This window comes from Leptospira fluminis (genome assembly GCF_004771275.1).
GTDB classification, from domain to species: domain Bacteria; phylum Spirochaetota; class Leptospiria; order Leptospirales; family Leptospiraceae; genus Leptospira_B; species Leptospira_B fluminis.
Genome location: NZ_RQEV01000003.1, coordinates 234,133 through 247,624, shown reverse-complemented (window position 1 = coordinate 247,624; position 13,492 = coordinate 234,133). Strand labels below are relative to the sequence as shown.

At 49.6% G+C, this 13,492-nt stretch carries 13 protein-coding genes; all 13 read right to left on the bottom strand.

The window, feature by feature from the left end:
• Positions 1-12: 12 nt before the first annotated feature.
• From cbiB to EHO61_RS03040, 13 genes are read right to left on the bottom strand one after another with little or no spacing between them, the layout of a single operon-like run.
• A complete protein-coding gene (gene cbiB / locus EHO61_RS03100) occupies positions 13-966 on the bottom strand; it encodes an adenosylcobinamide-phosphate synthase CbiB (RefSeq protein ID WP_135812163.1) in 954 nt (317 codons plus the stop codon).
• Positions 963-3,566, bottom strand: a complete 2,604-nt coding sequence (locus tag EHO61_RS03095; RefSeq protein WP_135812162.1) for a cobyric acid synthase — start codon at positions 3,564-3,566, stop codon at positions 963-965. The genes cbiB and EHO61_RS03095 overlap by 4 nt, the downstream gene beginning before the upstream one ends.
• The gene (locus EHO61_RS03090) at positions 3,553-4,146 is read right to left on the bottom strand and encodes a bifunctional adenosylcobinamide kinase/adenosylcobinamide-phosphate guanylyltransferase (RefSeq protein WP_135812161.1); all 594 of its coding nucleotides are present in this window, start codon (positions 4,144-4,146) and stop codon (positions 3,553-3,555) included. The genes EHO61_RS03095 and EHO61_RS03090 overlap by 14 nt, the downstream gene beginning before the upstream one ends.
• A complete protein-coding gene (locus EHO61_RS03085; protein WP_135812160.1) occupies positions 4,134-4,808 on the bottom strand; it encodes a histidine phosphatase family protein in 675 nt (224 codons plus the stop codon). The genes EHO61_RS03090 and EHO61_RS03085 overlap by 13 nt, the downstream gene beginning before the upstream one ends.
• On the bottom strand, positions 4,772-5,461 hold the full coding sequence (locus EHO61_RS03080) for an adenosylcobinamide amidohydrolase (protein WP_135812159.1): 690 nt from the start codon (positions 5,459-5,461) through the stop codon (positions 4,772-4,774). The genes EHO61_RS03085 and EHO61_RS03080 overlap by 37 nt, the downstream gene beginning before the upstream one ends.
• Positions 5,458-6,843 (bottom strand): cobyrinic acid a,c-diamide synthase CobB, encoded by a 1,386-nt coding sequence (locus tag EHO61_RS03075; protein ID WP_135812158.1) that lies wholly within the window; start codon positions 6,841-6,843, stop codon positions 5,458-5,460. The genes EHO61_RS03080 and EHO61_RS03075 overlap by 4 nt, the downstream gene beginning before the upstream one ends.
• A 9-nt stretch (positions 6,844-6,852) precedes the next feature.
• Positions 6,853-7,389 (bottom strand): cob(I)yrinic acid a,c-diamide adenosyltransferase, encoded by a 537-nt coding sequence (cobO, locus tag EHO61_RS03070; protein ID WP_246031984.1) that lies wholly within the window; start codon positions 7,387-7,389, stop codon positions 6,853-6,855.
• Between the two features lies 1 nt (position 7,390).
• On the bottom strand, positions 7,391-8,194 hold the full coding sequence (gene cobM, locus EHO61_RS03065; protein ID WP_135812157.1) for a precorrin-4 C(11)-methyltransferase: 804 nt from the start codon (positions 8,192-8,194) through the stop codon (positions 7,391-7,393).
• Positions 8,195-8,204: 10 nt separating this feature from the next.
• A complete protein-coding gene (gene cobJ / locus EHO61_RS03060) occupies positions 8,205-9,662 on the bottom strand; it encodes a precorrin-3B C(17)-methyltransferase (RefSeq protein WP_135812156.1) in 1,458 nt (485 codons plus the stop codon).
• Positions 9,659-10,816, bottom strand: a complete 1,158-nt coding sequence (locus tag EHO61_RS03055; protein WP_135812155.1) for a cobalt-precorrin 5A hydrolase — start codon at positions 10,814-10,816, stop codon at positions 9,659-9,661. The genes cobJ and EHO61_RS03055 overlap by 4 nt, the downstream gene beginning before the upstream one ends.
• On the bottom strand, positions 10,809-11,570 hold the full coding sequence (gene cobI, locus EHO61_RS03050; protein ID WP_135812154.1) for a precorrin-2 C(20)-methyltransferase: 762 nt from the start codon (positions 11,568-11,570) through the stop codon (positions 10,809-10,811). The genes EHO61_RS03055 and cobI overlap by 8 nt, the downstream gene beginning before the upstream one ends.
• Complete coding sequence (cbiE, locus tag EHO61_RS03045; protein WP_135812153.1) at positions 11,567-12,808, bottom strand: precorrin-6y C5,15-methyltransferase (decarboxylating) subunit CbiE; 1,242 nt, start codon at positions 12,806-12,808, stop codon at positions 11,567-11,569. The genes cobI and cbiE overlap by 4 nt, the downstream gene beginning before the upstream one ends.
• Positions 12,805-13,470, bottom strand: a complete 666-nt coding sequence (locus EHO61_RS03040; RefSeq protein WP_281276625.1) for a precorrin-8X methylmutase — start codon at positions 13,468-13,470, stop codon at positions 12,805-12,807. Before EHO61_RS03040 ends, cbiE begins: the two co-directional genes overlap by 4 nt.
• Between the last annotated feature and the right edge of the window lie 22 nt (positions 13,471-13,492).

Sequence of the window (13,492 nt, the reverse complement as noted above, 5' to 3'; positions counted from 1 at the left end):
TTCCTTTATCCTTTAAAGAAATGAATATAATGCTATTCTAATAGAGATGAAAAGAGCCAAGGAGATTGCTGAAGTGAGAAGGACGATTCTATTTGCAGAAAGGATATGGATCGGAGATAGGGCCTCCGTATCATATCCTAAGAACGGTTTCTCGCTGGCGATTCCTTGGTAGTAGTTCGTGCCGCCTAGACGGATTCCCAGTGCTCCCGCCATTGCCGCTTCGCAAAGACCGGAATTCGGACTCGGATGTTTTTTTCCGTCGCGATACAGGGCTTGCAGAGAAAGGACCGGGTGGAGGCGGAGAAGCGTCGCTGAAACGGAAACCAAGGGAGCCGTCAGCCTCGCCGGAAGAAAATTCGCGAGATCATCCGTTCTGGCGGGAAGAGTTCCGAACCTCGCGTATTTCTCGTTCCGATACCCGAAAAGGGAGTCTAGAGTATTTACGGACCGATAGAGCATGGCCCAAGCGGGCCCGCCGAAAATCGCGTAAAACAGCGGCGCGGTGATTCCGTCGACCAAACTTTCCGCGACGCTTTCCACGCAGGCTCGGACGATTTCGCTTTCGGAGAGATTTTGTGTGTCCCGCCCGACGATCCTTCCCACTCTTTCACGGGCTTTTTCCAGGTTTTTTTCCTCTAAGGCCAGACGCACCGCCCGGCTATGATCCAGGAGATCCCTGAGCGCTACTGCGGTATAGATTATAAAAATAGAAAATATAAATTCCAAAAGATAGGAAACATGTCGTGCTGCGGCGATTATCGCCCAAGGCAGGAAGAAAGAAAGTAGATAAATGCACATGGATGTCGCGGATCCTGCAAGGAAGGGTGAAAGAAAGATCCTTCTGGTCTTCCTTTCCAAAAAGCGCGCGGCTTTTCCGATCCATCGCACCGGGTGGGGCAGCCAGCTCGGGTCGCCTAACGCTAAATCCAAAATCAGTGCCGAAAAAACCGCGAACTGAGGGTTCATTTAAAACCCAGAAGGCCGTAAATAGCCGACATATCCACGGATTTCCGAACACCTTCGGCCAGGAGATCGATCTTGGATTCCACATCGTAGTTGCAAGTTACCCTTCCTACCGGTTGCATCCCTTTTTTTACCCGGATCTTATCGATAAAATGTCTTCGGAACTCGTCCCCGTCAAAGACTCCGTGCAAATACGTTCCCCAAATCCTTCCGTTCTTTTCGGAATGGCCCAACGGATCTCCTTCGTTGGACACGAATGCGACCGGTATTTGCTCCTTCAGTTCCGTGATTCCATGATGGATCTCGTAACCGTAAACCGTCTTGCCTGACGGAGAATGGATTCCGGAAACCTGCTTCAGCGCCTTTTCCTTTTGAAGGGTGGTTTCCAGCGGAAGAAGTCCCAGGCCCTCTGATGTTCCGCGATTCGATTCGATCGAATACGGATCGTTGATCCGATTTCCTAGAATCTGATAACCTCCGCAGATTCCTACGATCTCGGTAGCTCCGTTTTGAACGAGGGAAAAGATGATCTTCGCAAAACCGGAATCGTTAAGGAATTTTATGTCCGAGGCGACGTTTTTGCTGCCTCCTAAGATCAATACGTCCGGAGATCCCACATCTTTGGGAGAACGTGCGATTCTGACGCGAACGTCCTCTTCCCAACGGAGCGCGTCCACGTCGGTATGATTCGAGATTCTAGGTGTGTCGACCAACACGACATCGATCCGATCCCCGAGAACGGATTTGTCGCTCAAGTTTCCTGATTTGAATTCAAGAGAATCCTCTTCAGGCAGGCTGAGGTCGTCGAAATGCGGGACCACTCCTAAGACCCGTTTTCCGGTGTAAGTTTCCAAGTATCGCACGCCGGGAAGCAACAGTTCAGGGATGCCTCTTAGACGATTGATGATGAATCCCGAAACCAGGTTTCTTTCCCACTCGGCCATGGTATCCAAGGATCCGACCAAAGCTCCGAAGACGCCTCCGTGATCGATATTTCCCACTATAATCACTTTAGCTTCGGCATATCTGGCCATATTCATATTTACGATATCATTATTTTTTAAATTTACTTCCGATACGCTTCCTGCGCCTTCGATCACGATGGCTTCGAATTCTTCCGCCAGAGAATCGTAGGAACGTTTTACCTCTTCGAAGGCTTTCGGTTTAAATTCGGTATAGTCTCGGAAATCCATCCCTCCGACCGGTTTCCCATTGAGTATGACCTGTGAATCTTTTTCGCTGGAAGGTTTGAGAAGGACGGGATTCATTCGTACGTCCGGAGTTACTCCCGCGGCCTGAGCCTGTAATGCCTGTGCCCTTCCGATTTCGCCTCCTCCGGGAGTTACGAAAGAATTCAACGCCATATTCTGGGATTTGAACGGCGCTACGTCGATTCCGTCTTGGCGGAGAATTCTACAGAAAGCCGCCGCCATCAGGCTTTTTCCCACGTTCGAGGCGGTGCCTTGTATCATCAGCGCCGGGGTCTTTCTTTTGGTTATCGGAAGCGGCCCGTCGGATCCGGTTTCGTTTAGGATATTTCTTAAGGAATCCGTTAGAATCTCGTTTTCCTTGGGGGTCCTTACTGCGACACGGATAAAATCGGATCCTATTCCTTTTGTACCGTCGAATCTTCTGACGGATATTTTATATTCTTTTAATAATCGATCGCATACTTCGGAGACGGAAAGTTTTTGCGGCGATAGTTTTAACAGGAGAAAATTCGCGTCTCCCGGAAAAATCCGAATTTGACGGATCGATTCCAGCCGTTTGAAAAGGGAATTTTTCCAATCCTGCACGTTCTCCCGGGAGAGTCGGAAGAATTCCTGGTCTTCCGTTGCTTTTTCCAAAATTGCCGCGGAAAGTCTGTTGAAAGACCAGAGAGGCAATTCCTGTTCCAGGCGCCTGCAGATAGCGGGGGATGCGACGCAAAACCCGATCCTTAATCCGGGAAGGGCAAGGATCTTCGTGAGCGATTTCAGTACGATAACGTTCGGAGAATCGTTTTTTAAAAAGGTCTTTCCCGTCGGACAAAAATCCAAAAAGGACTCGTCCAAAATCCAGATCGTTTCTTGGTGCCGACGAATCAGCTCTTCGATTTTTTTCTCATCCAGGATTTTTCCCGTAGGGTTATTGGGGTGCCCTAAGAAAACGAGATTTCTTTCCGTTTTCCGGCGGATCAGTAGGGAATCGAGGGCCTCATAGTCCGGTTCGAATCCGTTTTCCTCGGAAAGGACCAGCTTTTCGATCGGGATCCCTTTTTTTTCCAATACGGATTCGTAATCGGTATAGGAGGGAACGGGCAGGATCGCATTCGTAGAATTTAATATACGGGGAAGGAAATATAGGAGTTCGGAGGCCCCGTTTCCTAAAACGATGTTTTCGGCCCGGATCCCCCAATTCTTTTCCATGGAGCGTTTTACGGATCCGTAATGCGGGTCCGGATAATGGATCAACCTGCTGATTTGGGATCCGATCAAAGGCCGGACCCAATCCGGAAGACCTCTAGGATTGATGTTCGCGGAAAAATCCGTAATTTCTTCGAGGACGCAGTTCAGTTCGGCCGCGATGGCGTCCACGTTTCCGCCGTGTTCAGAAATTTCCACTGGAATCGTATTCTCCTTGGTGCGATCCGGAATTCGGTTTGAGTCTCAACGGGATCCCGCTTACTAAAAAAAAGGCTTCGTCCGACTCTGAGGCTACCGTCCGGTTACAGATCCCCAAGAGATCCCGATAGGATCGGGAAAGCGCCGAATCCGGAACCAATCCGAGGCCTACTTCTCCGCTTACGAAGATCACTTTTCCCGGAAAGCCCGACCTCGCGGAACGAAGCATGTCCGAAGTCGCGGAGACGATGGCGTTTTCTTCCAAGGTTTGTCCCTTTTGCTGCGCCTCGTACATAAGATTGTTGATCCATAGGCTTAGGCAATCCACGATCGCCACCGTCTCTTCCTGAGAGGAGAATTTTTGAAAGACTCCGTTCAAATCCGACGGTTCTTCTACGGTATCCCAGCCTTGGCCTTTTCTTTCCTCTTTGTGTTTGAGAATCCTGCGGTCCATTTCTTCGTCGATTTTCGGGCAGGTCGCGATAAAAATTCTTCTTCCGGGCAAGGACAAAGCGGTATCCAAAGCGAATCCGCTTTTTCCGCTTCTGTTTCCTCCGGTTACGAGAATTATGCCGGCCATCTCCCCTCCGATACTGTTCCGTAGAAATTCAATCCGACCAAGCAAGCGCGACCGCTCTTATCCATTTCTAGAACGGAAACCGATCCGGAAAAGAGCCTAAATCGGATGTATTCTTTCGGAGGAAGGTCTAAAAAAAGGCAGATTAGAATCGCGAGAAGACCTCCGTGAGAAAGGAGTATTACGTTCTTCTTATTTTCCAACTCCGTTTTTGCGAATTCCTTTAAACGTTCCGCGCGATCCAGAAAAGAGGATATCCTTTCTCCACCTTCGAATTCCAAACTCGGATCCAAAACGGAAAATCGTTCCGCATCGGAAGGGTTGGATTTATAGAATTCCGTAAAAGACCTGTTTTGCCAGATTCCGAAACGGAGTTCTTCCAAAGAATCCAAAGTCCGATATTCGAGAGAGGAAAGAAATTTCATACGTTTCAGCGACTCCGTACATATCAGCGAGGAACTCGCAAACAGGGAGACGTTTTCGGGGTCCACTTTTTCCGATAAATTTCGGTCGATCTCCTCCGCTTCTTTTGTCCCCGCCTGAGAAAGTCCGAAATTTCCTCCGTCCGAAAAAACTCCTTTTCGCCGATTTTCCGTTTGCGGGTGACGGATCAAGTACAAGGTCGATTTCATTTCCTCTTCCGATTTTCCACGTTTTCTTTCCATTTGCGGATTCCGGTCGTAACGACATCGTAAACGGATTTACCGATCAGACGACCGATCTCCGTATGCTTTCCCACATAAATTTCAGCACGATCCCGATCGGGGGAAACGATTCCGATACAATCGGTTCCCGTCCCGGTCGCGATTCGTTCGCCTTCCACAGGAATCCGTGCGTCCAAAACCGCCGCAGTTCTGGCTTCGGTAGCTACGGAAACGGCCTCTATGGAGGCGGATAGGCTCAACGGAACGGAGATCTGAACTAGTAAGTTTATGGTTCCATAATATTCTAAAAATTTTGAGGATTCCGCCACATGCACCGCGTTTCCTAATCCTATGGTGCCTACGACTCTGACCCAAAGATCGGAGAGAGCCGATACCGACTCGGAATAATCGAGAAGAGAGGCGCTCGTCAGAAATCCGATCGAATCCGAATCGGACCTTCCCGTATCGATCAATCTTTCCCGAAAATATTCCTTCGGATCTTCCATCGGCGAAAGGTCTCTGTCGGAGACTTTGTGCCAGATCGCTTTGTTCGTTCGCGCCCAGCCGTCGCCGAGTACGGTCCAGCCTAACGAGAAATGCGGATGGAGAAAATCCACTTCGAGCCAGGTTTCCCCACTGAGGACCGGAGGGGCGAAGGGTAAAACGGGGTTCAAGATTTTCTCCGGATACAGACGTTTACGAAATTCTCTGGGACGTTCGGATTGGAGGCCCAATGGGCGTGAACGTAGGATCCGATGACGTTGTTTTTGGAATAACCTTCCGAAAAAGTCTGGTCTCCTTTTCTTTTACGAACTCTGTAGAGGGGGCGAATGCCGTCTTCGTTTAATAAATTAAAGCTGGAATAACGGAATTGATGCCCTCTAAACCGGACTCCGGCCTGTCCTATAATACACGCCTCTTGGACGGTGGCTTCCACATATCCGAGAGCCTGGAGCTTATCGTGCATCTGCACGGTTGCCGGGAACAACCCCACCATGGGAAAACTGTTCGCATCCTTGGTGCGAATCTCTTGCGACAAATACATCAACCCGCCGCATTCCGCGTATATCGGTAGACCGCTTTTTCCCGATTCGCGGATTCCCGTCCGGATGGATTCGTTTTCGGACAATTCGCGAGCGTACAATTCCGGATATCCTCCTCCTATGTAAAGACCGTCCACTTCCGGAAGTTTCCGATCGGCAATAGGAGAAAACGGCACCAATTCTGCTCCGGCGTTTCGTAATCTTCTCAAATTATCTTCATAATAAAAATGGAAAGCGGCATCTCTAGCGATACCGATCCTGCATTTCGATTTCGGAGGTTCCAAATTTAAGTCGGGGCGGAGCGATTCCGAATAATTTTTTTCGGATGCGATTTTCCAGATTCGATCCAGGTCGAACCATTCCTCGCAGGTGTTTCCCCAATACTCCAATTTTTCGGGCAAAGATTCCGTCTCTTCCGCACTATGCAATCCGAGATGTCTTTCCGGAAAGGATTGCTCTGGAGATTTCGGAAAACCGCCTAATAAGGGTAAGTCCGGAGACAGAGCGTCGCTTAAAATGGAGCGATGGTTTTGGCTCCCTAAAAAATTCGCTACAACTCCCTTTACGTCCAAGTTCGGGTCGTATTGTTTTAATCCGTAAGCCAAGGCTGCGATGGTTCTGGACATCCCCCCCGCATTCAATACGACTAACGTAGGGGCTTGCAGCCATTTCGCGATTTCCGCGCTGGATCCCGCTTCCCCCGTGGGAGAGATCCCGTCGAACAATCCCATGACCCCTTCCAGAACGGCGATATCGCTCCCTCTACTTGCGTGATGGAAGGTATCCAAGACGGCTTCCCTACCCATCAACCATCCGTCTAGATTCTGACACGGCGATCCCGAGGCGAAGCTATGATAAGTGGGATCGAGATAATCGGGGCCGCATTTGAAGACCGACACTTTAAGCCCTCTTTTTTGGAGCGCTTTGCACAATGCGAGCACCGTCGTAGTCTTTCCGACCCCGCTGCTCGCTCCGGCGATCAGGATTCTAGGAATTCCGGTCTTGCCTTCCATTTTATTTCCTTAAAAGTCGATTCCGATCTGAGCTTTGATTCCGGACTGGAAAGGATGTTTGACCGAGCGGATTTCGCTTATCAGATCCGCTTGTTGCAAAATCGGTTCCGGGCAGTTTCTTCCCGTTATGATCACATGGACTTGGGACGGACGTTCTCGAAGAATGCGAACCGTTTCGTCTACTTCCAGCCAACCGTAATGGAACGCGTAGGTGATCTCGTCTAAAACGACGATATCATACTCCCCGCTCAGGATCATTTTTTTGGAAAGTTCCCAAGCCTGTTTAGCGGCAGTCTTGTCCCGATCTAGGTCGTCGCTTTCCCAAGTAAACCCTAAGCCCATGACATGGAAATCGAGCTCAGGGATCGTTTTGGCGAATTTCCTTTCCCCGGTTTCCCATTTTCCCTTGATGAATTGCACGACTCCGCATTTTTTTCCTCGCCCTAACGCGCGAAATACGACTCCCAATGCGGCCGTAGTCTTTCCCTTTCCTTCTCCGGTATTTACGATGAGAAGGCCGCGCCGATTCTGGTTCGATTCTTCCAAGTTATTCCTTCGCTCCGTTCGTTTCCGCGAAAGGTAAGGATTCCGAATTCTTTTTTCGTTTTCGATACTTGTGGGAAAAATCCGGAGAATAAAGGCGGGAATCGGCGAAGTCCTCGCAATCCAAAACCTTCCCAACGAATACGATCGCGGTCGCGTTTATCTTTTCCTCTTTTGCCTTTTGCGCTATGTCGGATAATGTTCCTGTAATGATCTTTTGCTCCGGCCAAGACGCTTTTTGAACGATCGCCGTCGGACAATCTTCTCCATAAAACGGGATCAATTCTTCGGTGACTTTTTTTAAAAGCGTCGCGCTTAGAAAGAACACGAGAGTAGCTCCGGAGCGGGCCAACGTTTCGAGCTTCTCCTTTTCCGGCATCGGGGTTCTTCCTTCTGCGCGAGTGATGATAACGGTTTGGGAAACTTCGGGCAAGGTAAGTTCCTTTTTCAAGGCGGCCGCCGCGGCGGTAAAAGAGGAGACTCCCGGAACGATTTCATAGGGGATGCCGAGAGCATCCATTCTTCTCATCTGTTCCGCAGTGGAACCGAAGATGGACGGGTCACCCGTATGCACTCTTGCGACGTCCTGTCCCTTCTCCTGGGCGCTTTTCAGAACTTCCATGATTTCGTCTAAAGTCATCTTAGCGGAATCCAGGACTTTCGCCTCAGGATTCGCCCTTGCGATCACTCGTTCCGGGACCAGGGATCCGGTATAGAGGACGATAGGGCAGGTTTCGATCAATCTTGCACCTTTTAGCGTAATGAGCTCCGGATCTCCGGGACCAGCGCCGATAATATAAACTTTCATTATAATTCTCTTATGAACATTTCAGAATGCTTTCACGGACGATATTCCAGACAGGCAAAGGCATGCTTCCTATCCATCTTAGGTCGGAATATTCGGTACCTTTCCAGATCACTTTATCGCTATTGTCCTGAACCAATGTAAAAAGCCTTTCGCTGATGGAGGAGTTCCTGTAGACGGAAAATTTTTCGTATATGTCTTCCGGACTCGTTCCGCCTTGTATCAGATAAGGGAAGACAAAGCTCTCCGCAAGTTCCCTATTTCCGATCCGCAACTTGACGCAACGACCGATCGTCTCTTCCGGGGTAAAAAATCCGACATCTTCGAAATTGCAAGGTTGCTTCAGGTTACCGATCAGATAATATTCCCCGTCGGTTTCGTAAAGAACGGCGCCGCCCAACCTTCCTAATCTTCCGGTGCTCTTCGTTTCGATTCCCAATTCTTTCGGTTTTTCAACGGACTTTACCGCTCCTTGGAGAAGCTGGATCGCTTTTAGCGCGGTTTGGACGGATTTGTCCTGAGGGAGCTCCTCCGGTTCCTGCTCCCGCTCTTCCTCTCCGTCGAATACGGAGGTGGCTGTTCTTACGAAGGCGCCGGTAATTTTAGTAATATTTAAAGTTCTTTCCTCGCTTCTTTCCGGCTGAGAATGAAGAGAACCTTCCGTACGGAGAGAGAAACCTTTTCTCTGTCCCGTATGGATCTCCCCGTTTTCCAAGGAATACTTATTCGTATATCCCCTAGGAGTCACAAAATACCCTTCATATACGAAACTGTTCGTGGATCCGACGATAACGGTGGTGTTCATTCCGATTTCGAATTCCAAGAAATGCTCCAAATCGGAGAGGACCACGCTTTGGCGTCTTCTATAGGCGCTCTTTACCAACGCGACCGGGGTTTCCGCCGGCCTATATCTGCCTATGATCTCGGCCGCTTCGAGAATCTGCCTTTGTCTTCTGCCTGAGGCAGGGTTGTACAATGAAATGACGAAGTCTCCGCTGGCGGCCGCTTCGATTCGTTTTGCGATCACCGGCCAAGGAGTGAGAAGATCCGATAAGGAGATTCTACAGGAGTCGTGAACTAGAGGAGCCCCGACGAGAGATGCACAGGAATTATCCGCACTGATTCCGGGTAGAATCCGTATCTCGGGAGAATCTCCCCGCTTCCATCCTATTTTTCTTAACACTTCGAATACCAGACCGGCCATTCCGTAAACGCCCACATCTCCGGAAGAGATGAGCGTGACTTTTTTTCCGGACGCGGCTGCCTCTACGGCTGCCTGTGCTCTTCCGATCTCTTCCGTCATTCCCGTTCTCGTAACCTGTTTGCCGGTGAGAAGGTGGCGCACCAAACCTATATAAGTCGAATAGCCGATGACGTATTCGGATTCTCGGATCGCATTTAAGGCTGCGGGAGTGATGTGAAGATCGTCTCCAGGGCCTATGCCGACTAGATTCAAAATTCCTTCATTCATTTGCGGGCCTCCTCTTTAAGCGCAGGGATCGGGGATCGTGGGACGAACGGAATTCTTGCGACCGCCACGGTGAGATTTTTCCCTTCCGGCGATCCTTTGTACTTTTGTTTCGGAACGAGAAGGGAGGAAGCGCCCGAAGCTAATAGGGCCGCGGCTTCGCAGACCGATCTGGTTTCTACGTATTTCAGGGCGGTTTCGGAAGGATTAAGAATGCCTTCGACACTGTCCAATCGATCCGCGGAGTAGGTTAAAAATTCCCATCCGTATTTCCGAGCTAATTCTAGGAAAGCGGTTTCATCCTTTTTTTTATCTATGCTGGCGATCGCTTTCACGCTTTTGAAACTTAATCCCTGTTCGTCTAACGTTTTTCTGATTCCGGAATCCGCATCTTCGAAAGTAATATCACGATCGCAACCTAAACCTAAAATCAGACTCTTAGGATAGTAAATTACCGAATTATTATATAACTCCGGATTTTTGTCTTTGATCCGGATCCGATCCGTAGCCAGTAGAACGATTTCGTAACGGGTTGGGTCCGCGTTTTCGAGACTAGTGCTGTATTCCACTCCTTTGGGAAGAGGCTTGTCTATAGGCCACCAATCCGCCTCTCCGGCTTCCTGCACGAATAGGACGGGAGCCTCGTTTACCACCGCCGCACAGGCGCGAGTAACGTTCCTGTCCGCGTCCTCCAGATTCCAGCCCAATTCTCTTCCAAGAATATCCACCGTTAAGGTTCCGGAAACGTCCGAAGCTGTCGTAACTACGGGCATGCTTCCCAGCGCATCCGCGACGATATTGGTGAAGGCGTTTCCTCTTCCCACATGACCGGATAGAACGCAGATGGAAAAAAGGGCTTTGTCATCCACGCAGACTACGGCGGGATCGACCTTTTTGTTCTTAAGTAATGGTGCGATCATGCGGACCACAGCGCCTACGCTTATTACGAAAATATGGCAATCGTAAGCGTTGAAGGTCTCCCTAAGAGTGGAATCCATGGGAAGGGAAAGCGGCAGGGAATCCCTCGGCCCTTGGTCGATGAACTTAGGGGAGACGTAGATATCCGCACCCGATAGGGATTGTTTAAGCTTGGCCCCGACCGCTAATCCGTGTTTGGTGATACAGTAAATAGCGTAAGGTTTTCTGGGTTCATTCATGGGCCTCTCCTCGCAGAACCCCTTTCCGTTTGCGTATGGAAAGGACGACCGTGGAGAAATAATCGCAATTCTGGTTTTTGATCGTATCCAAATCCGCCACTATGTTCTGCTTGTCCGTGGTCGCATAGGATACGTAGGAGGCGTTTTCCATTAAATTCAATTCTTTTAATATACCGACCAATTCCGGGATTTTTTGGCCGACCTTGGTGAGTACGATCGTATCGAAGTCCTCCACGAGACGAGGAAGATCCTCGAGTCCGTATGTCGCCGGTAGGACGCAAAACCTTTCCTTTCCGTCGGCTAACGGAATTCCTAGTTCGGCCGGGATCGCAGTAATAGAGCTCACACCGGGGACGATTTCTATTTCGATTCCCGGCCACCTTTCAGGAGCCTCTTCCCTGAGATAATTCCACGAACTGTAAACGGAAGGATCTCCTTGAGTGATAAAAGCCACGTTTTTTCCCTGTGTTAAACGCATTCCGATTTCCTTAAAGGCCTTATCCCAGGCGGGAATCAGGATTTCGGGGTCTTTGGACATGGGAAAGTGCAGAAATAGTTTTTCCTGCTCCGGGTTTTCGCGGACAAGGGGAGAACAAACCCTCCACGCGAACGAAGGGAGATGTTCACTGCTCTTGGGGATGGCCAACACTTCTACTTCGTTTAATATCGAAACCGCGCGCAGAGTAAGTAGGTCCGTCGCGCCGGGGCCTACGCCGACTCCGAATAATTTGCCTAAGGTTTGAATGGAATTCATATAGTTTCCTGTAATGGTTTCGTTGCGCTAAAAATGTGAATGGGATTCAATGCCTCGTACCGCAGATAGTCGGCGAGTTTTTGGCCCCTCGAAATGTTCATAAGAATAACTTCCTGGTCTATTCCTAAGGATTTGAAAGTGGAATAGGCCTCGGAAACGTTGTCCAGCGTGATCGCGTTGACGACGATCCTTCCCCCCGGATTCAGTTTCCGGTATGAAGTTTCGATGATTTCGGCTAGACTTCCTTTCGATCCGCCCACAAAGACGCAATCGGGGGCGGGAAGATCCGCGATCGCTTCCGGTGCACGACCGTGTATTATGATAACGTTATCCGTTTTGTGGGAGAGAACGTTTTCCTCTATAATCTCGATTCCCTCGGGATCGATTTCAACTGCATAGACTTCTCCGTCATACGCGAGATGCGCCGCTTCGACGGAGACCGAGCCGGAACCGGCCCCTATATCCCAGACGATCGAATTCGGTCTGATCTCGAGAGCTGCGAGGGAAAGAACTCGAACTTCTTTTTTCGTGATCAATCCCTTTTTCGGAATCCGCTTCGCATATTGCATTTCATCCAAATACGGCACGGTCGCCGGCAGCCGTTTATCGGATTCGTCGCGGATCAGAATCAATACGTTCAGATCGGAAATGTCCGAAGCCTCGCTTAATTCTGAAATCGTGAATTTTCTGGCGGTTTCGCCCGCGCTTCCCAAATTCTCGCAGACGTATGCGGTCCATTTTTCCTCTCCGTACTTTTTCATATACTTCGCTATCGCGGAAGGACTATTGGAAGCGTCCGTAAAGAAACCTATTTTATTATGAAATTTTAATTTATTGACGAAACCCCTCATTTTTCTGCCGTGCAAGGAGATGATTTTGGCGTCTTCCCAATTGATTCCTATTTTGGAAAAAGCTCTTTGCATGGAGCTGGGAGCCGGTAGGAATTCGATATGTTCGGCTCCGATCTTTTTACGGATCATTTTTCCGATCCCGTAAAAAAGCGGATCTCCGGAAGCCAAAACGCAGACCGTGTTTTCCTGGCAGAGCTCCGCGATTCTGTCTATCGCAGAAGAGATATTTTCCTTGAGCACGATCCGTTCCCCTTCGAATTGGGGAAAAAAATCCAGATGTCTCGAACCTCCCGCTAATACGGTGGACTTTGCGATCGCTCCCATCGCGAGACTCGACAGGCCGACGCAACCGTCGTCTCCTATTCCGACGACCACTACCGCTTTCAATTCGAGTCCCCTTTGGACGATAAAAGAAGGAGGGCATGAATGATCGCGACTGCGATAGTGCTCCCTCCTTTTCTACCCCTGGTCAGTATATAAGGTACGGGTTCGGACATTTCCAATAGGGCTTCTTTGGATTCCGCGGCGGAAACGAAACCCACGGGAACTCCCAAGACGAGAGAAGGTCTGATTTTTTCTTCTTTGATCAACCTTACCAATTCCAAGAGCGCCGTTGGGGCGTTGCCTATCGCAATGATGCCTCCGTTTAAAAGGCCCAAGCTAGCGGCCTTACGCATGGATTCCACGGCTCGTGTGGAATCGAGCTCTTTGGCTTTTGAAATAACGTCCGGATCGGAGATAAAGCAGTGAGTCGTGCATCCGTAAGAATCCAAACGATCCTTATTCAGACCTATCTGAATCATCTGAACGTCGCACACGATATTGCATCCGTTTTTTAGGGCGGATATTCCGGACATTACTCCTGTCGGATGGATTTTTACGAGCTCCTTGAATTCGAAGTCCGCGGTCGCGTGAATCACTCTCCGCACAACTTCCCAATCGTCCGGCGAACGGTCATGGGGTCCGGCTTCCCGATCGATGATTTCGAAGGAACTGTTTTCAATGCTTCTACCCAGCGATGTCATTTGTCTCATATCATTTACGTTCATTCGGGTTTCCTCGCTTATCGAA

Bases quoted from the DNA above. Each gene is read 5' to 3' on its own strand.
- cbiB (WP_135812163.1), bottom strand. From the start codon at position 966: ATGAACCCTCAGTTCGCGGTTTTTTCGGCACTGATTTTGGATTTAGCG.
- EHO61_RS03090 (WP_135812161.1), bottom strand. From the start codon at position 4,146: ATGGCCGGCATAATTCTCGTAACCGGAGGAAACAGAAGCGGAAAAAGC.
- EHO61_RS03085 (WP_135812160.1), bottom strand. From the start codon at position 4,808: ATGGAAAGAAAACGTGGAAAATCGGAAGAGGAAATGAAATCGACCTTG.
- EHO61_RS03075 (WP_135812158.1), bottom strand. From the start codon at position 6,843: ATGGAAGGCAAGACCGGAATTCCTAGAATCCTGATCGCCGGAGCGAGC.
- cobM (WP_135812157.1), bottom strand. From the start codon at position 8,194: ATGAAAGTTTATATTATCGGCGCTGGTCCCGGAGATCCGGAGCTCATT.
- cobJ (WP_135812156.1), bottom strand. From the start codon at position 9,662: ATGAATGAAGGAATTTTGAATCTAGTCGGCATAGGCCCTGGAGACGAT.
- EHO61_RS03055 (WP_135812155.1), bottom strand. From the start codon at position 10,816: ATGAATGAACCCAGAAAACCTTACGCTATTTACTGTATCACCAAACAC.
- cobI (WP_135812154.1), bottom strand. From the start codon at position 11,570: ATGAATTCCATTCAAACCTTAGGCAAATTATTCGGAGTCGGCGTAGGC.
- EHO61_RS03040 (WP_281276625.1), bottom strand. From the start codon at position 13,470: ATGAACGTAAATGATATGAGACAAATGACATCGCTGGGTAGAAGCATT.